A 24,489-nucleotide genomic window follows, 5' to 3' on the forward strand; every position below is an offset into this window, starting at 1 on the left:
AAATTTTCGTAATTTTGAAATTAGAGCTTTACTTTCTTGGCACTATAATCTTAATTCAGCACGTTAAGTACGGAAGAACCATACAATCAACAGTGAGTTGACTAAATCGACAACCCAGTACTCAGGAATATCGGCTGCTGCGTAAACAGGTTTTTTTGTTTCTAAGTCTTTAGCTAAGGTCGATTGTGATACTTCCACCAATAAAAATACTTCTTCCGGACTCGGATGTCGTAAACGATAGTCTGACCAAGTTCCCCGCACTAATGCTATATTAGGTTCTGGTTCAGAATTATCAGCAAGTGTAATTGGACGTGCTTCCCTAACTAACGCACGGTTATTCAAACATCCACGAAAAAAATCAGACAAACTTCCACCGTAGTATGTATGTGGTGGTCCCTCTGGCGCCATTTCATGAATTTCCCCTGCTAAAAGTTCTACGTGACGGTCTTTAAAAATACCCGCCTCAATCATCATATGGTAATCGTTCACCGTCCACTTAACTAAAGTATCCATTGGTTGCGATTAAATTCCTGTTTTTATATTATTGCTTACCTACAACTGAAATGGGATTATAGAGGGCGCCATCAGCATCAAGTTAACAAAATAGAGATTTCTGTCCAGTAAGGTATACTTGTATCCAGACTAAATGTCTCTTAAAAAGAGCGTATAATAACCAAAAAACAGCTATGAAAGGTTTAAGTATTTCAGCAGAAGAGAATTCCAGAGCAGAAATTAGCCAAAAAGTCAGAAACTTATTTGATAAAACACAACAAATTTCGAGAGTACAAGAAATTACAGAAGAAGAAATTGCGGCAGAAATTGAGGCTTACCGTCGCGGTGAATGAGAATTTTAAAAAATTATATCCTGTAGAGACGCGATGTTCCTCGCGTCTCTACGATTAACCACCAGCTACCGCAGGTACAATACTTACCTCATCACCATCTTTTAATGGTGTAGATGTGCCATCTAAAAAGCGAATATCTTCGCTATTCACGTAGAAATTTAAGAATCTACGAGGTTGTCCTTTTTCATCACATAAACGTTCTTTAATACCAGGACAAGCTTGTTCGAGTGATTCCAAAAGTTCGCCAACACTATTACCTCCACACTCCAGAACAGCTTGGTTATTGGTAAACTTCTGAAGCGGGGTAGGAACTAATACTTTTACTGTCATACAAATCAAAATCTAAAAAATAAGGAGTGCTGAGTCTTGAGTGCTGAGTGCTGAGTAGTAACTTCTCACTCAGCACTCAGCACTCATTACTTTTAACTAAACAAGTACTTGTTGCCATTCGAGACGGTCTAAAGTACGTGAGCGTTCGAGTGCTTGTTCAAAGCTATCAAGTTTCGCTTCGATTGTGAAGGGTTCGCCGATATAACCTTGAACTGCTTCTTGGGTCTTCAAACCGTTACCTGTGATGTAAACAACTGTAGTTTCATCCGGGTCAATTTTACCTGCTTCAACTAATTTCTTCAGCACGGCAACGGTTGTACCACCAGCAGTTTCGGTAAATATACCTTCGGTTTCAGCTAATAACTTGATACCTTCGATAATTTCTGCGTCGGTGACAGATTCAATATTACCATTTGTTTTGTTCGCAATATCAACAGCGTATACACCATCCGCAGGATTTCCGATAGCTATTGATTTTGCAATTGTGTTTGGTTTGACTGGTTTAATAAAGTCGCGTTTTTCTCTGAATGCTTCTGCTATTGGTGAACATCCTTCTGCTTGGGCGCCACTAAAACGAACCTTCTTATCTTCTACCAAACCGACTTCGACAAATTCTTTAAACCCTTTATATATCTTAGTAAACAACGAACCACTTGCAAGCGGCGCCACAATATGGTCGGGTAATTCCCATCCTAATTGTTCAGCAACTTCATAACCAAGAGTCTTAGAACCTTCAGAATAATAAGGACGTAAATTTATATTGACAAAACCCCAACCATGTGTATTTGCAACTTCTGAACACAAACGGTTAACTTGGTCGTAGTTACCATGAACAGCCATTAAAGTTGGACTATATATTAAGCTACCCAGAACTTTACCTGCTTCCAAATCAGAAGGAATAAATACACAACAATCTAAACCTGCATGTGCGGCAATAGCTGCTGTAGAGTTTGCCAAATTTCCAGTGCTTGCACAAGATACTGTTGTAAAGCCTAATTCGCGGGCGCGTGATAGTGCTACCGATACCACCCTGTCTTTGAAGCTAAGGGTGGGCATATTTACAGCATCATTTTTAATATAAAGTTTCTTTAAACCAAGGCGCCGCGCTAAACGTTGTGAACGAACTAGCGGAGTCATCCCTGTACCAACATCTATATAGTTATCTGTTGCAACGGGCAAGAACTGACGATAACGCCAAATTGAATTCGGGCCAGCTTGAATACTTTCGCGAGTTACAGAGAAGCGCAAACTACTAAAGTCATATTTGACTTCCAAAGGTCCAAAACACAATTCGCATACGTGCTGCGCTTTCAATTCATACTCGGCGCCACACTCTTTACACTTTAAAGCTTTAGCAGTGGATGCTAACTGTGCTGTGGATGCTGCCTGTGCTGTAGATACCTGTGTCATTCTGCTTCTCCCTAGTTCTTGCTTGCGTCGATTTCGTTCGATGGTATCACGAGTAAAAATACTCGTCAAACATACCCGATAAAATTTGTCGGGTATAGATTTTTTGAGAATAATGATAAAAAACAAACTAGTGTAATTACGTATTTAAATTGCTCTATCCGGAGTAAAAAAAATATCAATGAAAAAGTTAAGTAGTGTTAAAGACTAATTATGTGAAAGCATAAATATGATTGGCAGATTATTAGACCAGCGTTATCGAGTGGTAGAAGTCCTTGGTCAAGGGGGATTTGGGCATACTTATATAGCCCTTGACACTCGTCGTCCAGGAAATCCTAGCTGTGTAGTAAAGCAACTAAAGCCAGCAACTAGCGATTCAGATTTCTTGTTAACTGCTAGGCGCCTATTCAATAGTGAAGCGGAAACGCTGGAAAAACTAGGCAAGCATGACCAGATACCGCAGCTACTCGCTTACTTTGAGCAAGACGAAGAGTTCTTTCTGGTACAAGAATTTATTGCTGGACATCCACTGTCAAAAGAACTGAATCTCGGAAATCGACTTAGTGATTCAAGCGTGATTCAGATACTCGTTGAAGTTTTATCAATTTTGGAATTTGTTCACAGCAATGGAGTTATTCATCGAGACATTAAACCAGATAACTTAATTCGTCGCAGTAGTGATAATAAGTTGGTTTTGGTAGACTTTGGCGCCGTCAAGCAAGTGAAGATGCATTCACTCATAACTCAAGAAGCGCTTCAAAATGAAACTGTCGCTATTGGGACTCCTGGGTATATGCCAAGTGAGCAAGGACAAGGTAGACCAAGACCAAGCAGTGATATTTATGCTCTTGGAATAATTGCTATTCAAGCTTTAACTGGACTCAACCCAAGTCAATTACCAGAAGACCCGCAAACTGGAGAAATATTGTGGCGCCAATATACCCAAAGCAATGAACAGCTAACATCCGTTTTAACCAAAATGGTGCGGCACTACTTTAAATATCGGTACCAAACTGCAAGTGATGCATTATTAGCACTATCTACATTTACTAATCCTGGAACACCAAAAGCTTTAGCCAATGCTTTGCAACTGAAAGGACATCACTATATCAAACAAGTTTATGTACATACAATCTCGGTATTGCAATCGCTGCAAGAAAAAGCCAAAACAATTTATATACCCACAAATAAAGTAAATCCAGATGCATCTATTCCTACAATGACTTTGCCTAAATTTGAAAATACTTCTCCTGCACAAAATACAGTTACAATTGCTCCTGTTAATCGTTCTAATTCACCACTGAGCAAGCAACCTAGCCCAACTTTAACTATTAAAATTCCCTATAAATCACCACTCTTTATTGCACCAAGCAGCGCGCTCATTTTAATTTGTGGTAGTTTACTTGCTGCCAACCGTCAACCACAGCAAACCGCAACTATAACTGCCAACAAAAATCAAATCCAAGCCCAAACTAATATTAATAATATCGAACAAAATAAACCAAATTCAGCAAAAGGAAACATAACACAACAACCAAATAATTGTATTGTAGTCGTCAGTTCATCAAATATACGCTCTACACCTGGACGTTCAAGAACTGGAGTAATTAAAGCAGGAACTAAAGTTACTACCACTGGAAAAGAAAATGGTGGTTGGATAGAAATTAGCGCTCCTGAGCAGGGTTGGATTTGGAAAAGTCGCACTAAAAATAACTGTAATTCTGTTAAATCTTAAAACAATGCATAATAAATTTATACAATATTTTCTTTCTGTTTCTAATATTGGCTTATCTTTTTGTCTGATTTTTATAGCAGTATCAAACGTTGCTGTTGCTCAGTCAAGGTCAACATCATTACGAGTAGTAGTCAATAGTAACAAAGACGGCGCTATACAACCAGATGATGTGGTGACGCTACGCGAAGCTATTCAAATTGTGAACGGCAAGTTACCACAAGAAAAGCTCTCTGCCTCCGAAAAGGCACAAGTCTCACCCAGTAATACACCTAGAATTGATTTCAATTTATCTTCACAGCAAACGACTATTGCTTTGCAAGATATTTTGCCACCATTAACGGCGCCTAATTTGGTTATTGATGGCGCCACTCAACCAGGTTACAACGCATCGAAGTCAGCAACTGCGGAAATTCATATACCAGTTCCAGTTATTTCAATTCAACCTGAAGCAACACGTAATATTATACGTGGATTTACGGTAGCAGCAGATAAAATAACAATACGCGGTTTAAGTATATACGGATTTACGAGCGAACATGAACGCACTGCTAGTATTCCTCCAGCAGATATTTTTATTTCAGATCAAGCTAAAAATGTAGTTATCGAAAATAACTGGTTGGGTATAACACCCGACGAAAAAATGCCAGAGACACCTTCGGCGTTTGGTGTGTCGGTATTTAATGCCGTCGGCGCCACAATTCAGCGCAACCGCATTTCGTACCATGAAGGTAGCGCCATTATTACAGGAGCAACTGCTGCTTCAACACAAATAAAACAAAATATCATTGTTGGTAATGGTTTAGCGGGAATGCCCGATGCTATACGCTTAGAAGGTTCCATCGACGGTTCGCAAATAAAAGAAAACTTGATATGCGCTAACGATGGCAGTGGAGCATTTTTATTCAAACCCCAAGGAAGCGTAGAAATTACCAATAACCAAATTAAATATAACGGGCGCCGTTTACGACGTGCAGCAGTTTACTTAATGGGAAGCGATAATAAAGTTACCAATAACGAAATTACCAACCAAGCTGGCCCAGGTGTTGTTGTCACTGCTTTTCCGAACGGTGGTTCGTTCCTAAATGGTGCCGCAGTTCGCAATGTAATTCAAAATAACCGTTTTGCTGACTTAGAAGGACTCAGCATTGATTTAAATACCAGAGCTAGTGCTTATGTATCAGATTTTCAACAAGGAGACGGCTTGAACCCAGTTAGAACATCTTCAAATCGTCGTTTAGATACAGGAAACGCTGCTATCAACGCTCCAAAGTTTGTATCCAAAGAATTTTTGCTTATCAATAATATAGTTACCATCGCTGGAACTGCCGACCCAAATTCAGAAATTCAAATTTATCGCGTTGGTCGAGATGGCGCCTTAAGTCAAGCCATAACTACCATTAAAGCTAATGCGAAAGGAAACTTTGAAACAACATTACAAAATTTACAACCACTCACTCGTCTGAGCGCTATTGCCACAGATTCAAACGGTACCTCCGAACCTGCATACAGTACTATAATTCTTTCCCCTTCACAACAGGCGCCTCAAATAAAAGAATTAAACCAAGACAAACTAACTCAACATCGAGGTGAAATTCCCAACTGCACAACTACCCCAACTCCCCCAACTCCACCAACTCCACCGACTCCCCCACCTGCACCACCCGAACCACCCGTACCACCCGCACCCATTCGCTTACGAGTCCCAAATAACATTCATTACGCATTAGATAAAGACTTTATTAGCTCCGCAAGTGGCGAAGTTCTCGATAAAATAGCCGCAGTAATGCAGCAATACCCCACAATAGTCATCGAACTACAAGGTCACACCGACGCACGCGCATCCGATGCATACAACAAAGACCTCGCAAAAAGACGCGCGAGAAATGCCAGAAATTACTTAATCAAAAAAGGTATTGCACCCGAACGTATGGTCATACGTTCTTTTGGCGAACGTCAACTCAAAACTCCAGGTAGAAACGCATTTGAACACGCATTCAACCGTCGTGTTGAAGTTTTATTCTTCGATATCAGAGGAGTTGAAATTATTATCGAATCTCAAAAAGACGATTTACAAATAGAACGTTAAATCTAGGGGCGGGCAGGATGCCCACTCCACAAGAGAATGCATTAACCACCACTAACGGGGGGTACTAACACAACCTCATCGCCATTTTTGAGGGGAGTATCTGGTTCAACAAACAGTAAATTTACACCATAGCGTGTAACGTCCTGCCACTTCGCGAGTTCAGGACGTTCATCAATAATATGCTTACATACTGCTTTAACTGGGGTTCCTTGCGGAAACTCCAGCTTTAGCTCTGGAACTCCATATGCTTCTTGATATGCAGCAAATAGCTTGACGGTTATTGAGACAAAAGAATTTGACATATGTAACTTCAGGGAACTTCAGGGAATTTTCATCAACTAACGCTTTGTTTTTTAGCGTAGTCGCCTAAGAAACTTGTTTAATATAGATTTAGTCAGGTTTAAATGAAACAGAACAGCTCTAAAGCTGACCAAAAATATTAGCTGGTATATTATACCTTAAAATATCTAACTAAAATATATAATTAGAATACATAAATATTCTTAAATCAAGAAATGATAACTTTTGTAAGTGTATGCTGACTTGAACAATTTAAATTTTCTAGAATTTCATAACATAATTTTATATGAGTCAATGTCTCAATCCTAAGTGCCCGAACCCTACCGACCCAATTAATAAATACGGCATAATTTGCATTCACTGTGGTGAAAATTTGTTATTAAAAAAGCAATATAGGGTTATCAGACTCATTGGAGCAGGTGGGTTCGCAAAGACATTTGAGATTGAATCGCAAGATGAAACCAAAAGTATTAAAATTGTTAAAATTTTGAATTTATCGCGTTTTGACAGTCGTGATGCAAAAGAGCGTGATAAAAAAGATAAAATTATTAAATTATTCAAGCGCGAAGCTGAAGTTTTAAGTCGTTTAAATTACCCTGGCATTCCAAAGGTGGACGATGGTTACTTTCAAGTTGAATTCAAAAACGGTAGTGAGCCATTACATTGTCTAATAATGGAAAAGATAGACGGTGTAAATTTACAGCAGTGGCTGAATGAGAGAAATAATAAACCAATTGATTTTGAATTAGCGCGCGAGTGGTTAAAAGAGATAACTTTAATTTTAGAGCAAGTTCATGCACATGGTTTTTTCCATCGTGATATCAAACCTGCTAATATTATGCTACGACATAATGGACAGTTAGTGCTAATTGACTTCGGCGCCGTTCGTGACTTAGCAGAGACATTTTTACAAGAAGACGAAACGTTAGCACATGGTACCTGTATCGGTTCTGTGGGATATGCACCACCCGAACAATATTTACACGGTCTTGCTGTTCGACAGTCAGATTTTTTTGCTTTAGGACGCACTTTCGTACATTTATTAACTGGTACACATCCGTGCGATTTTTCTGATATACAAAAATCTAGTCACTTCAACTGGCGCCAAAATTTACCTGCAAATAATGCAAGAATGGGTGTTATCTCTAAGTTTCGCACTAAATTGGTGTGTGATTTACTAGATAACATGATGGAACACGACTGGGAAGATAGACCAAAAAACACACGTGCTATTATTGCTGCTTTAAATCGTAAAACCCCAGTTCCTCGCATTTATAAAAAAATTATCTACGCTGCTGCTTTTTGCTTAGTAGGATTCACTGGTAGTTACTGGTATGCTACTGGCGTAAACGGTTGCGAAAAAATTTGGATACGGCACTTTAACTCAAATGATAAAATGAGTTGCGGCGAAGAAATTCTGATGCTTAACTCTATAGATAAAATTAAACAAGACGGAGTAAACGCCTTTGCAGCAGGTAAATATGCTGACTCTGTTAAACTATTAGAACAATCTTTTCAACAACGTCCAGACCCAGAAACTTTAATTTATTTAAATAACGCACGTCTCAAAGCCAGTAATTATAAAACTAAAACTTTGACTATCGCAGTTGTTGCTCCCATCAGTGATAGTAATAATGATACAATAAATTCGAGTCAGGAAATTTTACAAGGAGTTGCACAGGCACAAAACGAATTTAATCAAAAACATCAAAGTCAAAAAATTGGCTTACATGTATTAATTGCCAGCGATAATAATAAGCCTTCATATGCTCTCAAAATTGCTCAAGCGTTAGGAAAACAAAACGATGTTGTCGCAGTTATCGGTCATTTTCGTAGCGAGACGACTTTAGAAGCACTTCCAGCTTACCAAAGAGCAAAACTTTTACTAATTTCACCAACTGCTACTTTTGATGACCTGGCAAACAAATGCCAAGTAACCTATCCAAACTGCTTTTTTCGAGTTGTATCGAGTAACAGTGTTACAGGTGATATTTTGGCAAATTATCTAATTGGCGCCAATAAACGTCGTGCAGCAGTATTCTATAACCCCAACAGTAAATACAGTGAATCGTTACTGAAACAATTACGCAATCATTTTACCAAACTCGGTGGTAAAATTGCCGCAGAAATTTCTTTATCCGATAATCTTGAATCAAATCTCAATCAAGTTAAACATAGGAGCGCCGATGCAATAGTTCTTTTCCCTACCACCGATGGTTTAACGTCAGATGCAGCAGTGCAAGTTATTGAATATGCGAACCAGTACAATTATTTAGTTGTAGGTGGAGATAGTCTTGATAGTTCCAAAATTATTAGAAAACTCGCTCAGAATAAAATGGGTAGCGCCATTGCATTACCTTGGTATTCTGGAATAATACCCTCTGATTTTAGTACAAAAGCTAACCAGCTTTGGAAAAAACGCATAAGTTGGCATACCGCTCTTACTTACGATGCAACCAAAGCATTAATTACAGCTTTGGATACACAAAATTTCAACACTCGCTATGTACGCAGTAATATATCTAACTATATAGCAAACCCTGACTTTAGCTTAATCGGCGCCACTGGAGAAATTAGCTTTACTCCAAACGGCAACCGCAAGCAACAAAGCGTTTATATGGTAAAAATTCGTATTAACCCTGTCACTGGCGAAATTGAGCTTATTAAAATTTAAATTTTCTCTGATTATAAAATAAATAAAATTACTTAAGCGGACCATATTGGCAAGTATATATAAAAGTGCCAATTTGGCAAGATTAAGCTTTGAAGCAATTTAAAAAACACGTAAAATTTGTGACGTTTGTTTTAAGGTTGACAATTTATGCTTGCTTATTAGCTGTATAAAAAGTTAGTATCTGCATAACAAACCTCAAATAATCTTTTTTGTATTCCTTTAGGGCATAAAAAGAGTTACAGGTAGTAGAAGCTCGGCATCTCCCATTCAGAAGGGTTATCAGGATTTTCTTAATTTACAAGGTTTAGAGCGAAGTGTGCGCGTATGAAGCAGGCGCCACGCCAACTTCAAGGTATCTAACCCCCTAACTGCGAATGTAACGGTAGATTATGAGAATATTAAACAAGGTTTGACGTATATTCTCACATTGCCATTCAAAATCAATCTAGTTATTTTTACGTAAGCTATTGCTAGCTATAAAGTGTTATATATATCAAGTATTTTCCTGATATATAAACAAATCTCCGTAGAAAATTGAAGTATAAAAAACGAAGGGAAACTAAGTTGTGATTATTTTAAACGACGAAGAAAACATGAATACTGTCTGGGAAGCTTACCCAGCAGACGATAGCGGAGACCCATACGATTGGGTACTCGACTCGATTATGGCGGCAAGTCCAATTGACCAACCTGCACCAATTGATATTGTCGTTGAGCCAGTCGCGCAGTCCGCAGATGATTAAGTATTCACGATTAATGAGTTACTTTTTTTACTTATATTTTTCCATTTGTGATTTAAACCAAAGCTTTTAGTAGAGCTTGAAATTTGAGTTGAATTTCAGCTAGTTCCTTCATAGGGTCAGAACCAGCAACAATGCCGGCACCTGCATACAACCGTGCGCGGTTGCCATCAATTAATGCCGAACGAATACCAACAATAAATTCGCAGTTGCCATTAGTATCTACCCAACCAAGAGGCGCCGCATACAAACCTCGTTCAAAATTTTCATAACGTCGAATTTGCTGCATTGCGATATCCCGTGATTCACCGGCAACTGCTGGTGTGGGATGCAGATGGGCTATAATCTGCAACGGATGCACATTATTTGGAACAACTGCTGTTATGGGTGTCCATAAATGTTGAATATTTGATAACTGCCGTAAACGTGGCACCCCTTGAAATTTAACAAACTGTGGTCGTAAGCCCAGTTTCAATAATTGTTGTGTGATAAAGTCAATAACCAAGGAATGCTCGTGTCGTTCTTTCTCACTTAGTAGTAAACGATTGGCATTTGCAGCGTCTTCTTCGGGTGTTTTACCACGCGGTGCGCTTCCTGCTAATGCATCAGTCACAAGAAAATGGTTATTTACATTAATTAACCGTTCCGGACTGGCGCCGATAAAACTTTGTCCCTTACCGTTACTTGTAGAAAATATGTAACAGTTAGGATGCTGTTGGCGTAAGTTACTTAATGACTTGAATATATTAAATGCCGTCCTTGAATATATATCAAGTGCTGAGGCTAAAACAATTTTACTAAAATCTCCGGCGCCAATAGCCTTGAGTGCAGAAGTCACAGAAGCTTTGAATTTTTCTGGGTTTGCTACCAATCTTTGACTATATTTAGCAGGCGAATTGTTTAAATTAGGCGAATAATATGCTAAAGATTGAATAATTTCAATTTTTGTCCACACAACATGTAAAATAGTATCAATATTAGTATTCGCATCAATTGCCAGATTTACCATTGCCTGACAGCGATTGTTTTTAACAGAAATTTGCCAGCGAGGTAAAAAAACAGTTCCAGACGAAAAAGGGTAATCTGACTCATCGTTCTCGTCAAAAAAACTAAAGCTACAAAAAAAACGTGGTTGGATGTTTTTAATGTCTGTATTATTTGGTTTATCTTGTTCAAAACATACAAGATTGCTTAAACTATGTTGAATAAATTCTTCTGAAGAACTAAATCTTGCTTCACCTGTAATTTCTAGCTTTGCTACTGCATCAATTGCAACAATCGATTCTCCACTAACTTGATTTTCCCAATAAAAAGTTACTTGTGAAGCTCGTGCTAATTTTGCCAGAACTACCAAAGGGTCAACCAAATTAATCTCGAACGAAATACTTGCAATTTTATTCTTGTTACTTCGGGCACATTGCGACCGAACAGTCAAGAGAAATTGATATATTTCTTTATTATATACAAGAAAGTCAGAGCGACATGGAGAAACTGTCATGGTATTGAAGAAAAGTAAATTTTTTTGAAGTTATCTTCCTAAAGAGTCATGAATCGTGGTCGTATTTCTACAGGTAACATAAAGCGTCGCCTTCAGGCTAGACTTAATGGCTCCCAAAACGACCGATAAGATGATTCATATGGGGATACATCCTTCGTTTGTTAACAGTGGTTTATTTGTACTGGCAAATAAGCGGTACAATGTCCTCCTGGAAGCATCAAAGCAATGCTGCGTTCGTGACGATGGTTATGTTACCAAGGTTGGTAATTTCAACTTCAAGAACTTTGCTGGCAGTTTAGTAATCTTAAAAAATGACTACAAAGCTGATTTTATATCCTAATAACAAATTGTGGATGGCAGCAATTAAGCCACCCATGTACAGCGTTGCGATTATGCCAATTTGGGTAGGAACCGCCGTTGCTTATGCACAAACACAACATCTTGACACCATAATTTTCTCTACTTTTTTAGGCGCCGCAATATTAATATTAGCTTGGGAAAATCTCAGCAACGATGTCTATGATTCCGAAACAGGAATTGATATAAACAAGCATCACTCGTTAGTAAACTTAACGGGAAACAAGCCATTAGTATTTTGGTTAGGAAACTTGTGTTTAATATTCGGATTGTTAGGAATATTTACAATTAGCTGGTGGCAACAAGACCTAACGGTAATTGGAATTATTTTACTATGTTGTGGCTTAGGTTACATTTACCAGGGTCCCCCCTTTCGCCTTGGATACAAGGGGTTAGGCGAAATTTTATGTTTTTTTGCGTTTGGCCCATTGGCATGTTCCGCAGCATACTACAGTCAAACTCAAACTGCCTCGATTTCTAGCTTAGTTGCCTCAATCGTAGTTGGAGTCGCCACAAGCTTAATTCTATTTTGCTCGCACTTCCACCAAGTCAAAGATGACCTTGCAGCAGGCAAACTTTCACCCATCGTTAGACTCGGTACACTTCGAGGTGCCCAAGTTTTGACTGTTTGTACTATAAGTATATACGCACTCACAGCAATATTTGTAATTTTGGGTTTTTTCCCAATTTGGACTTTACTAAGTTGGGGCAGTTTACCGTTTGCCGTCAAACTTTGTCGTCACGTCCAAGAAAATCACGACAAACCTGATAAAGTCAGCAACTGTAAATTTATCGCAGTCGCCGTACATTTTTGGTGCTGTTCGTTATTTGGGTTAGGGTTCTTACTAGGGTTTTAACTTTCTCTTGTGGAACAGGCATCCTTGCCTGTAAATTAGTATTTCTATTTTTTACCACAGAGGCACAGAGTACACAGAGGAAACTTTGCAACGGATGTAGCGGATGTAACGGATGATTTATTCGTTGCAAGTCAATAGGACTACAAAGGCTAACTAGTACACGGAGGAAAGTTTGCAACGGATGTAACGGATGTAACGGATGTAACGGATGATTTATTCGTTGCAAATCAATAGGACTTACACTGTACACAACCGTTTAGAGAATTTTTGCATAAGTCCTAATCAAAATATCATTATTTAAGATCAGTTATCCGTTACATCCGTTCATCATTCGTTGCCAATTTTTGTCTATTCTTAGAAGCGGTGAAATATCTATTTACTTTTCATCCCTACAAAAGGCGATTTATTCACCCCGTTCAAACTAACCACGGTGTATGGGAAATTCGTGAAGGCATTATTGTTTCCCTTAAGCAAGAAGATGGTCAGGTTGGACAGGGTGAAATTGCCCCTATTCCCTGGTTTGGTTCAGAAACCCTTGAGCAAGCTTTAGAATTTTGCTCATCTTTACCCAAACAAATTGATAGTGAGTTAATTCTCTCTATCCCCGATACATTACCCGCATGTCAGTTCGGATTCGAGACGGCACTGACAGAAACCCCAGAACCCCCCTCCCTACAATTCAGCGCTTTACTACCTGCAGGGAAAAGTGCTATTGATGCTTCAATACCTTTATGGCAATCAGGATACCGTACTTTTAAATGGAAAATAGCCGTTAATCCAATTGATGAAGAACTCGCGATATTTGATTTACTCGTACAAAAAATAGTACAAAATCTAGCCAACGGCGCCATTCGGTTAGACGCGAATGGAGGACTAAGCTTAGATGAGGCAAAACTCTGGTTAGAGACTTGTGATAAATTAATGGCAAACGGCGTAAACATTGAATTTATTGAACAACCTTTGCCACGATCTCAGTTTGAGCAAATGTTGGAACTGAGTGCTAGCTATAATACAAAACTCGCGCTTGATGAGTCAGTTGCCACACTTCAAAATCTTGAAACTTGCTACTCAAAAGGATGGCGCCAAATTTTTGTAATCAAACCCTTAATTATTGGTTCACCAAGTAAACTACGTCAATTTTGTCAGCAAAATCAAATCGATACAGTATTTTCATCGGTTTTTGAAACAGATGTTGGTAGAACTGCTGCACTACAACTAGCAAGTGAACTGTCACATCATAACCGAGCAGTTGGTTTCGGCATCAACCATTGGTTTCAATAATAGTGCTGAGTAGAAAGTGCTGAGTGCTGAGTATATAGTTCCCATCTACTACTCAGCACTCATCACTCAGCACTCATCACTCTTTGTTAATTTGGTAATTCAGAGCAAGAGCGAATATTTTGTAAAGTTAAGTTAGAGCAAGTGCGCTTAATTAAACCAGTAAGAACATTACCGGGGCCTATCTCAATAACCTTTTCGATACCTAATTCTGGAAGTGCAAGCGAAATTTCTCGCCACCGAACATTACCTGTCATTTGTTTGAGTAAGCGCTGTTTTAACGAGCTTGCATCGGTTGATGGTGTTGGTTCGACGTTAGAGAGTACTGGAATATGAGCATTTTGGAATTCTACAGCTTCCAAAATTTCTCTATATTCATTATCCGCTGCTTCCATCAAGGGTGAATGAAAGGCGCCGGAAACATTTAGAGGTATTGCTCGTTTTGCTTTTACCTTTGACATTACTGTTTGGACAGCATCAGGTGTACCAGAAATAACAACTTGTGCTGGACTATTATCGTTCGCTAGCACAACATCGGGAGTTTCAGAAATTACTTGAGAAAGCTGTTCACGGTCAAAGTTCATTAATGCTGCCATCATGCCACCAGATGCATTTTGCATTAGTTCCGCGCGTCGCTTAACCAAACGCAATCCATTTGACCATTCAAACACACCCGCCGCATACAAAGCTATATACTCGCCCAAGCTATGTCCTGCCACCAAATCAGGCTTTTGCTTTTCGCTTAATAAGTCACATAAAAGACTCTCTACTACATATAAACACGGCTGAGTGTAAATAGTACTAGCGAGCTTTTCTTCATCTTGACAAATATCAATTACTGACCAGCCCAAAATTTCTTCGGCTTGAGCAAATTTTTCCTTAGAATTAGGCAAGTCAAAAATATCGATTCCCATTCCTACAGCTTGAGAACCTTGTCCTGGAAACACCCACGCAGTCTTAACCATTTTAGATTTTAGATTTTCCCTTCGGGACATGAATAGATTTTAGATTGAGCCATTTTAGGTTTTAGATTTTAGATTGAGCAATTTTAGATTTTAAATTTACTGATTAATCCAAAATCCAAAATCCAAAATCCAAAATAGAATCATTTTCCCCATTTAAAAATAGCCGCTCCCCACGTTAAGCCGGCGCCAAATCCGGAGGCAGCAATAATGTGATTATTTTTGATTTTGCCTGCACGCACAGCTTCATCAAGTGCTAGGGGAATAGAAGCGGCAGAGGTATTACCATAGTTGGCAAGATTGCTGATAACTTTATGGTCTGGTATTCCTAAACGCTGGGCAACAGCATCGAGGATGCGTTGATTAGCTTGATGTAAAAGCAACCAATCAACGTTTTCAACACTTATATTGGCGCGAAATAAAGCTTTGTCTATTACTTCTGGAACTTTTTGAGCGGCAAAGCGATAAACTTCTTTACCGTTCATAGTCACATGTTGGTAATTTCCTTTGCCAACGGTAATGTCTTTGGTTAGTTGTTGACTTTGGGCAGTGTAACCAAGATTAAGATAATGATTCTGACTACCATCACTTCTTAACTCAAATCCTAGTAAATTATTACTTGAACTAGCTTGCATAACTACTGCACCCGCACCATCACCAAATAGTACACAAGTGGTGCGGTCTTGCCAATTTACCCAACGTGAGTGTATATCGGCGCCAACCACAAGTACGTTTTTAAACACACCTGTATTGACATACTGAGCCGCTGTCACCATACCAAAAATGAAACCAGAGCAAGCAGCAGTTAAGTCAAACGCGACAGCTCGGTTGGCGCCTAAAGCAGCTTGAACTTTACAAGCACTACCATACAAATCATCGGGTGTGGAAGTTGCAAGTAATATTAAATCTATATCTTGTGCGGTAATTCCAGCCATTGCAATGGCTTGAAGACTTGCGACAGCAGCAAGACCACTCAAAGACTCTTTTTCTGATGCAATTCGTCGCTTTTTAATACCAGTTCGCGTTGTTATCCACTCGTCAGAAGTATCAACAAGCGCAGTCATTGCACTATTTTCAAGGCAAGCTGCTGGCACTGCTGACCCACTTCCAGTAATTATAATTCCTGTGTTTTGCACTCCTACTCTCCCACGCTTAAATCGATCAAACAATGGTGAGTGCCGAGTACTCAGCACTCAGCACTTTTTACTCAGCACTCAACACTCTTTAACTGCTTTCGCGCTGTAGGCTTTGATATTGAGATTGAATTCTATCTAACACTTGGTTGTCCACAGCTTCTTTTGCCATTCGCACAGCATTAAAAATAGAAGGCGCCTGTGAGCTACCGTGACTGATTATACAAATTCCGTCTACACCTAAAAGTAATGCACCACCGTGTTCGGCGTGGTCCATGCGCTGTTTAATTCGCCTTAAGTTAGGTTTCAAGATTGCAGTACCAATTTGACCGCGTATACCTTGTGGTAGTTCTTCACGGATAATTTGCAGCATCACTTCCCCAACGGCCTCGGCGAATTTGAGCAGCACGTTACCCACAAAACCGTCGCAGACAATTACATCAAAGTCACCAGATAGAACATCACGCCCTTCAGCATTACCGATAAAATCGATGTTTGGGTTTTCACGTAACATCTGATTTGCACGTACTGCTGCGTCATTGCCCTTGCAGTCTTCTTCGCCGATATTTAATAAACCTACCTTTGGTTCATTTATACCCAGCACATACTGACTATAAACCGAACCCATGATAGCGAACTGTTCAAGAAATTTCGGACGGCAGTCTACATTGGCGCCAACGTCAAGTATGAGTACTTGCTTACTGGCTACCATTGTTGGAAATACAGCTCCAATCGCTGGACGGTCAATTCCTTTTAGCCTTCCCAAACGCAGCAAAGCACTAGCCATCGCTGCTCCAGAGTGACCAGCAGAAATAACCGCGTCCGCGCGTTTTTGCTTGACCAAATCCATTGCCACATTGATAGAGGACTTCGGTTTGCGCCGGATAGCGCTTAAAGGCTCCTCCTCCATTTCGATTGCTCCCTCAGAAGGGACAATCTCAATCTGCGCTGTATTAGTTTTAGGTGGCAGCACAGCCTCAATTTGTTGGGGATCTCCCACCAATAATACTTCTACACCTAGTTCTTCTCGTGCCCGCAGTGCGCCAGTCACGATTTCACCAGGTGCGCGATCCCCTCCCATTGCGTCAATTGCGATCCTCACGCAAGTCGATCCCATTGCTTAAAGCTTCTAGAAACCTTACAAATTTTACCAGATGCCTTAACCCAAACGAGCAAGCATCTTTCTTTCAAATCTTTTGTAACTACGTTAACAATTATTGACAATTCAAACAAGGGGAGAAACCGGGTTTCTACGCCAAATGTTCTTTTTGTTACAATTTTCATCAATAAACCCGGTTTCTAAAACCAAGAAACCGGGTTTCTACGCCAAATGTTCTTTTTATGACAATTTTCATCAATAAACCCGGTTTCTAGCTATTTTTAAAGATAAGGTAAATTTTCCAGATTCAGGCGCCCAGCTTCAGAAAAAGGTAGAAAATTCACTCATTAAGCGTAAAAACTTATTATGTTAAGCGTATATATAATGATATTTTCCGCTTGCGCCTCAGAAATACTGCGCTACTAATGAGAAGTTAGCTTAAAGCTTGAATCAAATGTGTTCAGACGCACTACCGTAATTAAAAATCATTAGTTACTATAGTTACTCGATTCTCAAAATCGTAGAAACAGCATATTATCACATAAAGTTAAAAACTACATCCCTATTGAGGAATAAACATGCTGGAATTAATTGGCTCAGGCTTGTTTACGCTGTGGCTGGAAATAGCAGGGTTACAAGTCAAGCCTTTAGATGCTTTAGAAGCATTGGCATGGCAAAGTAGCCCAGGTCTGGTTTTAGCCCCTGACCCTAATCCAGCAGGTACTACCACGGTTCAACAATATTTCAAAGACCTGGTGACAGCTAAATTAGTCGCTGGAAACATGATGCAGAGTCAAGGAATTTGGATACAGTCAGGTCCAATTTTAATGGCGAACCATGAAGGCACAATACCAATACCAGCTGCATCGCTGACAAAAATTGCAACTTCGCTTGTCTCTTTGACAACCTTGGGCGCTGACCATAAATTTCAGACATTGGTTAGCGCAACAGGACCAATTAAAAATGGGGTCTTAGAAGGAAATTTAGTCATAACAGGTGGTGGAGACCCATTATTTGTAATTCAAGAAGCAGTAACGCTTGGCAATATGCTTAACCAAATGGGTATTAAGCAAGTTAAGGGTAATTTAATTATTACTGGCAATTTTGCAATGAACTTCCAGCGAAACCCAACACTAGCTGGACAATTTCTCAAACAAACACTCAACTCTGCCACTTGGTCGCGTGATATTAAGCTGTATTACTCAACCATGCCCAAGGGTACACCAAAACCTCAACTGACAATTACTGGCAAAGTCGAACTAGCAACTCAAACCGTCCCTGAAAGTAATCTACTAATCAGACATTATTCATTGCCACTCAAACAACTCATCAATGAGATGAATGTATTCAGCAACAATGAAATGGCTGAAATGTTAGCAGAAGCAGTAGGAGGAGCAACAGTAGTCCAGTCAAAAGCAGCCAAACTCGCGCGAGTTCCAGAATCAGAAATTCAATTAATCAACGGTTCTGGACTAGGAGTAGAAAATCGGATTTCTCCCCGTGCCGTTTGTGCGATGTTGATGATACTGCAACGTGAAGCAGTCGCAAATAACATGACACTAGCTGATTTATTCCCTACATCAGGTTTTGACCATCGTGGTACAGTACACGCGCGTCATTTACCCAACGCTACAGTCATGAAAACAGGGACGTTACGTGATGTGAGTGCATTAGCTGGTGTAGTTCCAACACGTGACCGTGGTTTAGTTTGGTTTGCCATTATTAATAGAGGCCCTTTCGTTGGCGCCTTTCGTACTGAGCAAGATAAACTCTTACAAAACCTAGTCAAACAACTTCAAGTTCCCGAATCTGTACCACCTGCTATTGCCCCCCACGCAGAAAACAAAGCTTTACCCCAGCTTGGTGAAGCACAAAGAAACGAAGTAGTTCATAAGGGTTAATTGTAGAGACGTGATTAATCACGTCTCTACTGTGGTTCTTGGGGAATGATATTTGTAATTACTCTATTATTGTTGTTACTGCTTCTAACGATAATATTTTGCTGCTGGATGTTACCAGATGCAGTATCACCTGTGAAACTTAGCGCTGGCTCAAGTTGCTGATAAAATACGTTTCCTTGGGCTTCTACTTGCTGATTCTTTAAAAACCAAGTTAATTTATCTGATTTTATATTTTGGCGCCTTTGTCCAACAGCATTAACGTTACCCTGTAAATATACGGTTTCTTGAGGTATTCTAAGTTCGCCTTGATTTGCTGTGACTATGATATTATCTGTACGATGAAGTACACGTACTGGTGTTTTAGTTGTAACAATTTCTTTGTTAAGATTCCATGCCATTGAACTACTAGCAATTTGTATTGGTGGTTGTGCTAGCTCTGCTTGGGCATTTTTGGTAATGGTGACAATTTTAGTATTTAAATCAACTTCTGCCGCGTCACCTCTACCTCTATCGGTGATTTGATTATTTTTAAATCGCTCGAACTGCAATGGTTTGTTACCAATTAGTTTTTGCTGTTTTAAGTTCCAAGTTAAATGCTCGGTTCGCACTCGTAATGGTGGGTCTACAGAAGTTGCAACTACACCCCCAAAAAAATCTACTTTTTGCTCACGAGTTTTCGCACGCGCTTCTTGTGCAACTGCGACAAGTTGCTTGTGAGTTCCATTTAATTGGTTACGAACGATTAATAAGTCTTCTTGTGGGCGCCATTCTAATTCATTACCACGCAATACCACACCATTTTTGGGGTCTGTTGCGACTATTTTACCTTTAAGCAATAACTGTTTTCCGTTTTGCTGAATGTCGGCTTTTTCGGCAGTTACCTGATAAACAGCCTTACCATCTTGAAATAATTCACCGTAAGGACTTTCAAGTTGCCCTATTTCTTTCTCTTTTGTATACCTGCCTTTTTTAGCATTAACTCGCCAAATTAACCTTCCTGACTCGTCAGTTGCATCTAGCGAACCTTCAAATAAAGTTAACTGACTATCGTTTGGCTGGTTTGTTGGTTTATCTTTGCTCGCTTGTGATTTTGGAGGAGGACTACTGCAAGCAAATAGTCCTACCACTAATACAATTGTCATAGACAGACGAAACAAAACCGCTCCGGCGCCTGCATTTTTCATTCCGCCCCTTGCCTCAATTTAAGGTTCCGGTAATTCCAGATGACCATTCATGTCAGGTTGTTCCAAAAAACCAACACCAGTTAGTGGTCGGTATGGATAACTTTGACGTGGGGTCTTTTGAATGTCTTCTTTAACCATTTCTAAATCAATATAGCGGTCACTTACATTAATTAAACTGTCGCTAGTCATAGAACGTAAACTCACAACCTCCACACGCACACCTCGGTAAGATACCGAATTTACCGCGTATGCTAAATCTCCATCACCACTCACTAATACCGCTGTATCATACGAATCGACCAAAGCCATCATATCTACTGCAATTTCTACATCCAAATTCGCCTTTTTAGAACCATCTGGTAACTGCACTAAATCTTTAGCGATGACACGATAACCATTGCGTCGCATCCACAACAGAAAACCCTGCTGCTTCTCGTTCGTCCTATCTACACCTGTGTAAAAAAAAGCACGTAATAGTCGTGAACCACCAGTTAATCTACATAGCAACTTTGTATAGTCAATTTCTATACCTAATTGCAAAGCTGCATAAAATAAATTCGAGCCATCTATAAATATAGCTACTCTACCTCGATTTTCTAAAACCTGCTCAGGCGTAAATATTGAGTCGGCTTCTAAATTACTTAACATTGTTGTCATACCTCGTTTGTTATCAATGTAATAAAGGATACTAAAATGTGCTGAAACACTGTTATTGAACGTTTTATGATGGTTACGGCTAGATTATATTCATCCAGGGCTATTATATTTAGTTAGTAAAATATAGCCACTGGTGAATTTACCTTTAACAGAGATTAAAAAACTAATCGTTTTTAGACAAATCAATTCGTTTAAAAATGGGTTGGGGTGTGCCTAAGTTTTGTGTACTACTCAGCAATCCCCATTTAGAATGAATATCGAATGGTGCCAAATCAATACTGGTTGGGTCATTAAAATTGACTTCAAAACCTAGTTGTTGATATGCGGCAGTACTGATATTGGGAATTATTGGGGATAATAGATAAACTGCTAACCTCACAGATTCCAGCACAGTATACAATACGCATTCCACTTCTTGCTGCCGAGTTTGTTTATACAAGCTCCAAGGCGCTTGGTCATCGATAAACTTGTTACTACCCTGTACAAGCGACAGAACTAAATTACAAGCTTGACTGAAGGCTAGCGCTTCATAGGCTATTTTGACTTGTTCCCCTAGATGTAAACCTAGCCCCTTTAAAGGATTATCATTATCAATATGTTCCGCTGTAACTACTGGAATTTTACCGCCACAGTATTTTTTCACCATGCCTAAAATTCGATTCAGTAAATTACCTAAATCATTCGCCAAATCTGCATTTACAACATCAATGAACCTTACTTCATTAAAATCGCCATCTTTACCAAATTCAATTTCCTTAAGGAAGTAATAACGAACTGCGTCGGCGCCATATTTATCAATCAACTCAATAGGGTCAACTGTATTACCAAGAGTTTTACCCATCTTTCTACCGTCTTTGGTTAAAAATCCATGTCCAAAGACTTTTCCTGGTAATGGCAACCCTGCCGACATTAACATTGCAGGCCAATACACGGCATGAAATCTTAAAATATCTTTTCCAATTAGATGTAAATCGAATGGGTACCAATTTTTTAAAGCATTTTCAAGTGTTGGCTCATCATCCGGTTCTAGTAATGCAGTTATATAACCCAATAGTGCATCGAACCAAACATAAAGTGTATGCTTTGGATTTTCGGGAACAGGAAAACCCCATTCTAAGTTGACGCGGGAAATCGAAAAATCTTGTAATCCTTGGTTTACAAAGTTTAATACTTCATTACGACGACTTTCTGGCTGAATAAAATCAGGTTTCGAGTCAAAATACGCCAATAATTTATCTTGATATTTCGATAAGCGGAAAAAATAGTTTTCTTCATCACGCCACTCAACTTCTTTGGTTGGGTGGATTGGACAGCGATGTTTATCCAACAGTTCACGTTCTTCTTTGAATTCTTCACACGATACGCAATACCAGCCTTTTTGCTGACCTAAATATATATCGCCATTATCCCAAACGCGCTTAAAGAACTCTTGAACTATCGAAGCATGTTTTGGCGCCGTAGTTCTGCTAAAACGGTCGTATTGGATGTTCAACAATTTCCATAATGAGATAAAGTTAGGTACAATCTCATCGCAGAACTGTTGCGGTTTCATCTCTTTGGCTTGGGCACTGCGCTCAATTTTTTGCCCATGTTCATCAGTTCCGGTAACTAACAACACAGATTTTGATAACAATTTTTGAAATCTTGCTATCGTATCAGCAGCCATAGTTGTATAAGCGCTGCCTATATGTGGTAAATCATTCACATAATATAACGGTGTTGTCAGCGCAAATGTATTTTTTGTTGTCTCGTCTCGATTCATGCAATATTAAAGAGAATTATAACAGTTTTTATCTGGTGTATGTAGCTAAAACCACGTAATTATAAAACATTTATCACGGATTTACAACCATAAGCTTTATATTAGCAAACTTTAGAGGCGCCTCTAAATTGATTAAGCAACAAGTTCATATTTGGAATTTATGTAAAAATTTCGCTTTATAGCTTATTTAACGGTTTATTGTTACTGGAGATACAAGAAACCGCGTTTCTATACCAAATTTTTGTTGTTATTACGATATTTCAACCAAGAAACCTGGTTTATACACGAAATTTTTGTTGTTATTACAATATCTCAACCAAGAAACCGGGTTTCTATGCGAACTTTTTGTTGTTATTACGATATCTCAACCAAGAAACCGGGTTTCTGGGTTTCTTCTTTGAGAAACCCGGTTTCTACCTTAAGGCTATCTAATATTGAGTGAAGAAATGTAAAAATCCAAGAACTAGACAGCAACTCGTGTTGATTTTAGTTTTGACGCATGACATTAGCACCTAAGAGCATGAATATAAATAGTCCCCTAGAGATTTCTCGCGCGTTGTTGATGGCGTTATCAACGACTATGTTTCGCTACTACGAAAATCGTATACCCCAAGATGCCAGCATAATAGTCACGAGTAATCATCGCAGTTTCATGGACGCACCACTATTAATGGCAGCATTGTCACATCCAATTCGATTCGCTTGCCATCACTACATGGGACAAGTACCAGTCATGCGCGAATTTGTCACCCACGCACTCGGATGCTTTCCATTAGAAGCAGAAAATCAAAGGTATTCTAGTTTACTTGAGCAATCAGAAATTTTACTAAAATCAAGACAGATGGTAGGGTTGTTTCCCGAAGGCACCAAACCAATGGTAAACTTTACTCAACCCAACCAAGTAGCAGAGTTTCAGCGAGGTTTCGCGCATTTAGCGTTGCGCTGTAAAGTTGATAACCTAGCGATTTTGCCAATTGCGATAGCATCTATTGAAGAAGTCAACACATCAGCAATACCATTGAAATTTCTGACTCTGTTCGACCCAAGCGAACCGTTGTTTAACCAACCAGGTTGGCATCCTTTAGTAGTATACCGTCGGGTTGCAGTGCTTATCGGGCGCCCCTATTGGATAAAGTCAAAGCACAGAGAAATGTATCAAGGCAAAAAAGCTAAGACTGTAGTCACAGAAATTAGCAACTACTGCCGCTCTGAAATTACAGGTCTACTCAAGGAGGGAATTTAGTAGAGACGTGATTTATCACCTCTAAGAGTTAGGAGTTAAAGATAGGACAACAAATAGTCGAACATACTAGACATACTAAACATTTTAGACTAGACTTAAGAAGTAGTCTAGAAACACGAGATGTCAACAAACTATGTACCACCAAGGGTCGCTGCCTCTAAACTTGGAGTCAGTACCAAAACGCTCGAAAGGTGGCTCGAAGCGGGGAAAATCGAAGGAATCTTCACCCAAGGAGGTCAAAGAAGATACAACCTTGATTCAATTATCCCTATGCGAAGAGGAAATCCCACAGACTCTAGAGCAACCGTACTTTATGCCAGAGTTTCAAGCCGCAGTCAAAAATCTGACCTTGAACAGCAAATTAACTTTCTTAAGTCTCGTTATCCCGATGCAGAAATTATCACCGACATTGGAAGCGGACTCAACTTCAAACGAAAAGGT

General features: G+C 39.4%; 22 protein-coding genes. 11 read left to right on the top strand and 11 right to left on the bottom strand.

Annotation, left to right across the window (positions count from 1 at the left end; genetic code table 11):
• Positions 1 to 63: 63 nt before the first annotated feature.
• A complete protein-coding gene (locus DSM106972_RS49375) occupies positions 64 to 513 on the bottom strand; it encodes a Uma2 family endonuclease (RefSeq protein WP_127087582.1) in 450 nt (149 codons plus the stop codon).
• Between the two features lie 173 nt (positions 514 to 686).
• Here DSM106972_RS49375 and DSM106972_RS52010 point away from each other — a divergent pair, with 173 nt between their 5' ends.
• The gene (locus DSM106972_RS52010) at positions 687 to 845 is read left to right on the top strand and encodes a hypothetical protein (RefSeq protein WP_158633031.1); all 159 of its coding nucleotides are present in this window, start codon (positions 687 to 689) and stop codon (positions 843 to 845) included.
• A 54-nt stretch (positions 846 to 899) separates the two neighbouring features.
• Here DSM106972_RS52010 and DSM106972_RS49380 read toward each other — a convergent pair whose 3' ends face one another.
• Both DSM106972_RS49380 and thrC read right to left on the bottom strand, forming a co-directional pair.
• The gene (locus tag DSM106972_RS49380; protein WP_073619716.1) at positions 900 to 1,175 is read right to left on the bottom strand and encodes a MoaD/ThiS family protein; all 276 of its coding nucleotides are present in this window, start codon (positions 1,173 to 1,175) and stop codon (positions 900 to 902) included.
• A gap of 96 nt (positions 1,176 to 1,271) precedes the next feature.
• On the bottom strand, positions 1,272 to 2,585 hold the full coding sequence (gene thrC / locus DSM106972_RS49385; protein ID WP_127087598.1) for a threonine synthase: 1,314 nt from the start codon (positions 2,583 to 2,585) through the stop codon (positions 1,272 to 1,274).
• Between the two features lie 226 nt (positions 2,586 to 2,811).
• Between thrC and DSM106972_RS49390 the strand changes: the two genes are divergently transcribed.
• Together DSM106972_RS49390 and DSM106972_RS49395 are read left to right on the top strand one after the other, a co-directional pair.
• Positions 2,812 to 4,317, top strand: a complete 1,506-nt coding sequence (locus tag DSM106972_RS49390; protein WP_127087583.1) for a serine/threonine protein kinase — start codon at positions 2,812 to 2,814, stop codon at positions 4,315 to 4,317.
• A 4-nt stretch (positions 4,318 to 4,321) separates the two neighbouring features.
• The gene (locus tag DSM106972_RS49395) at positions 4,322 to 6,403 is read left to right on the top strand and encodes an OmpA family protein (protein ID WP_127087584.1); all 2,082 of its coding nucleotides are present in this window, start codon (positions 4,322 to 4,324) and stop codon (positions 6,401 to 6,403) included.
• 41 nt (positions 6,404 to 6,444) lie between these two features.
• Here the strand turns inward: DSM106972_RS49395 and DSM106972_RS49400 are convergent, their stop codons facing one another.
• Complete coding sequence (locus tag DSM106972_RS49400; RefSeq protein WP_019494428.1) at positions 6,445 to 6,705, bottom strand: MoaD/ThiS family protein; 261 nt, start codon at positions 6,703 to 6,705, stop codon at positions 6,445 to 6,447.
• A 284-nt stretch (positions 6,706 to 6,989) separates the two neighbouring features.
• Between DSM106972_RS49400 and DSM106972_RS49405 the strand changes: the two genes are divergently transcribed.
• The gene (locus DSM106972_RS49405; protein ID WP_127087585.1) at positions 6,990 to 9,377 is read left to right on the top strand and encodes a bifunctional serine/threonine-protein kinase/ABC transporter substrate-binding protein; all 2,388 of its coding nucleotides are present in this window, start codon (positions 6,990 to 6,992) and stop codon (positions 9,375 to 9,377) included.
• A 566-nt stretch (positions 9,378 to 9,943) separates the two neighbouring features.
• A complete protein-coding gene (locus tag DSM106972_RS52015; protein WP_158633032.1) occupies positions 9,944 to 10,120 on the top strand; it encodes a hypothetical protein in 177 nt (58 codons plus the stop codon).
• 52 nt (positions 10,121 to 10,172) lie between these two features.
• Here DSM106972_RS52015 and DSM106972_RS49410 read toward each other — a convergent pair whose 3' ends face one another.
• Positions 10,173 to 11,615, bottom strand: coding sequence for an isochorismate synthase (locus DSM106972_RS49410; protein WP_127087586.1), 1,443 nt, complete (start codon positions 11,613 to 11,615; stop codon positions 10,173 to 10,175).
• Between the two features lie 106 nt (positions 11,616 to 11,721).
• Between DSM106972_RS49410 and DSM106972_RS49415 the strand changes: the two genes are divergently transcribed.
• The 3 genes from DSM106972_RS49415 to DSM106972_RS49425 all read left to right on the top strand — a co-directional run bounded on the left by DSM106972_RS49415 (position 11,722) and on the right by DSM106972_RS49425 (position 14,110).
• A complete protein-coding gene (locus DSM106972_RS49415) occupies positions 11,722 to 11,955 on the top strand; it encodes a hypothetical protein (RefSeq protein ID WP_127087587.1) in 234 nt (77 codons plus the stop codon).
• The gene (gene menA / locus DSM106972_RS49420; protein ID WP_127087588.1) at positions 11,927 to 12,829 is read left to right on the top strand and encodes a 2-carboxy-1,4-naphthoquinone phytyltransferase; all 903 of its coding nucleotides are present in this window, start codon (positions 11,927 to 11,929) and stop codon (positions 12,827 to 12,829) included. Before DSM106972_RS49415 ends, menA begins: the two co-directional genes overlap by 29 nt.
• A 363-nt stretch (positions 12,830 to 13,192) precedes the next feature.
• On the top strand, positions 13,193 to 14,110 hold the full coding sequence (locus DSM106972_RS49425; protein WP_127087589.1) for an o-succinylbenzoate synthase: 918 nt from the start codon (positions 13,193 to 13,195) through the stop codon (positions 14,108 to 14,110).
• An 86-nt stretch (positions 14,111 to 14,196) separates the two neighbouring features.
• Here the strand turns inward: DSM106972_RS49425 and fabD are convergent, their stop codons facing one another.
• The 3 genes from fabD to plsX all read right to left on the bottom strand — a co-directional run bounded on the left by fabD (position 14,197) and on the right by plsX (position 17,319).
• The gene (gene fabD / locus DSM106972_RS49430; RefSeq protein ID WP_127087590.1) at positions 14,197 to 15,072 is read right to left on the bottom strand and encodes an ACP S-malonyltransferase; all 876 of its coding nucleotides are present in this window, start codon (positions 15,070 to 15,072) and stop codon (positions 14,197 to 14,199) included.
• A 140-nt stretch (positions 15,073 to 15,212) separates the two neighbouring features.
• Complete coding sequence (locus tag DSM106972_RS49435; protein WP_127087591.1) at positions 15,213 to 16,205, bottom strand: beta-ketoacyl-ACP synthase III; 993 nt, start codon at positions 16,203 to 16,205, stop codon at positions 15,213 to 15,215.
• A gap of 88 nt (positions 16,206 to 16,293) precedes the next feature.
• Positions 16,294 to 17,319 carry a phosphate acyltransferase PlsX gene (plsX, locus tag DSM106972_RS49440; RefSeq protein ID WP_127087592.1) on the bottom strand — a complete coding sequence of 342 codons (1,026 nt, stop codon included), beginning with the start codon at positions 17,317 to 17,319 and terminating at the stop codon, positions 16,294 to 16,296.
• A 560-nt stretch (positions 17,320 to 17,879) separates the two neighbouring features.
• On the opposite strand from plsX, the gene DSM106972_RS49445 reads away from it, so the two are divergent.
• Positions 17,880 to 19,202, top strand: a complete 1,323-nt coding sequence (locus DSM106972_RS49445; RefSeq protein WP_127087593.1) for a D-alanyl-D-alanine carboxypeptidase — start codon at positions 17,880 to 17,882, stop codon at positions 19,200 to 19,202.
• 26 nt (positions 19,203 to 19,228) lie between these two features.
• Here DSM106972_RS49445 and lptC read toward each other — a convergent pair whose 3' ends face one another.
• The 3 genes from lptC to metG all read right to left on the bottom strand — a co-directional run bounded on the left by lptC (position 19,229) and on the right by metG (position 22,805).
• A complete protein-coding gene (gene lptC / locus DSM106972_RS49450; RefSeq protein WP_127087594.1) occupies positions 19,229 to 20,386 on the bottom strand; it encodes an LPS export ABC transporter periplasmic protein LptC in 1,158 nt (385 codons plus the stop codon).
• An 18-nt stretch (positions 20,387 to 20,404) separates the two neighbouring features.
• On the bottom strand, positions 20,405 to 21,034 hold the full coding sequence (locus DSM106972_RS49455; RefSeq protein WP_127087595.1) for a LabA-like NYN domain-containing protein: 630 nt from the start codon (positions 21,032 to 21,034) through the stop codon (positions 20,405 to 20,407).
• 172 nt (positions 21,035 to 21,206) lie between these two features.
• Positions 21,207 to 22,805, bottom strand: coding sequence for a methionine--tRNA ligase (gene metG, locus DSM106972_RS49460; protein WP_127087596.1), 1,599 nt, complete (start codon positions 22,803 to 22,805; stop codon positions 21,207 to 21,209).
• Positions 22,806 to 23,325: 520 nt separating this feature from the next.
• Between metG and DSM106972_RS49465 the strand changes: the two genes are divergently transcribed.
• Complete coding sequence (locus DSM106972_RS49465; RefSeq protein WP_127087597.1) at positions 23,326 to 24,048, top strand: lysophospholipid acyltransferase family protein; 723 nt, start codon at positions 23,326 to 23,328, stop codon at positions 24,046 to 24,048.
• Between the two features lie 120 nt (positions 24,049 to 24,168).
• Positions 24,169 to 24,489 (top strand): helix-turn-helix domain-containing protein (locus tag DSM106972_RS49470; RefSeq protein WP_170213659.1); only part of this gene is annotated, 321 nt, incomplete at its 3' end.

It is taken from the genome of Dulcicalothrix desertica PCC 7102, assembly GCF_003991905.1.
GTDB classification, from domain to species: domain Bacteria; phylum Cyanobacteriota; class Cyanobacteriia; order Cyanobacteriales; family Nostocaceae; genus Dulcicalothrix; species Dulcicalothrix desertica.

Excerpts from the sequence above, each read along its gene's own strand:
- DSM106972_RS49375 (WP_127087582.1), bottom strand. The coding sequence starts at position 513 with ATGGATACTTTAGTTAAGTGGACGGTGAACGATTACCATATGATGATT.
- DSM106972_RS52010 (WP_158633031.1), top strand. The coding sequence starts at position 687 with ATGAAAGGTTTAAGTATTTCAGCAGAAGAGAATTCCAGAGCAGAAATT.
- DSM106972_RS49380 (WP_073619716.1), bottom strand. The coding sequence starts at position 1,175 with ATGACAGTAAAAGTATTAGTTCCTACCCCGCTTCAGAAGTTTACCAAT.
- thrC (WP_127087598.1), bottom strand. The coding sequence starts at position 2,585 with ATGACACAGGTATCTACAGCACAGGCAGCATCCACAGCACAGTTAGCA.
- DSM106972_RS49390 (WP_127087583.1), top strand. The coding sequence starts at position 2,812 with ATGATTGGCAGATTATTAGACCAGCGTTATCGAGTGGTAGAAGTCCTT.
- DSM106972_RS49395 (WP_127087584.1), top strand. The coding sequence starts at position 4,322 with ATGCATAATAAATTTATACAATATTTTCTTTCTGTTTCTAATATTGGC.
- DSM106972_RS49400 (WP_019494428.1), bottom strand. The coding sequence starts at position 6,705 with ATGTCAAATTCTTTTGTCTCAATAACCGTCAAGCTATTTGCTGCATAT.
- DSM106972_RS49405 (WP_127087585.1), top strand. The coding sequence starts at position 6,990 with ATGAGTCAATGTCTCAATCCTAAGTGCCCGAACCCTACCGACCCAATT.
- DSM106972_RS49410 (WP_127087586.1), bottom strand. The coding sequence starts at position 11,615 with ATGACAGTTTCTCCATGTCGCTCTGACTTTCTTGTATATAATAAAGAA.
- DSM106972_RS49415 (WP_127087587.1), top strand. The coding sequence starts at position 11,722 with ATGGCTCCCAAAACGACCGATAAGATGATTCATATGGGGATACATCCT.
- menA (WP_127087588.1), top strand. The coding sequence starts at position 11,927 with ATGACTACAAAGCTGATTTTATATCCTAATAACAAATTGTGGATGGCA.
- fabD (WP_127087590.1), bottom strand. The coding sequence starts at position 15,072 with ATGGTTAAGACTGCGTGGGTGTTTCCAGGACAAGGTTCTCAAGCTGTA.
- plsX (WP_127087592.1), bottom strand. The coding sequence starts at position 17,319 with ATGGGATCGACTTGCGTGAGGATCGCAATTGACGCAATGGGAGGGGAT.
- DSM106972_RS49445 (WP_127087593.1), top strand. The coding sequence starts at position 17,880 with ATGCTGGAATTAATTGGCTCAGGCTTGTTTACGCTGTGGCTGGAAATA.
- lptC (WP_127087594.1), bottom strand. The coding sequence starts at position 20,386 with ATGAAAAATGCAGGCGCCGGAGCGGTTTTGTTTCGTCTGTCTATGACA.
- DSM106972_RS49455 (WP_127087595.1), bottom strand. The coding sequence starts at position 21,034 with ATGTTAAGTAATTTAGAAGCCGACTCAATATTTACGCCTGAGCAGGTT.
- metG (WP_127087596.1), bottom strand. The coding sequence starts at position 22,805 with ATGAATCGAGACGAGACAACAAAAAATACATTTGCGCTGACAACACCG.
- DSM106972_RS49465 (WP_127087597.1), top strand. The coding sequence starts at position 23,326 with ATGAATATAAATAGTCCCCTAGAGATTTCTCGCGCGTTGTTGATGGCG.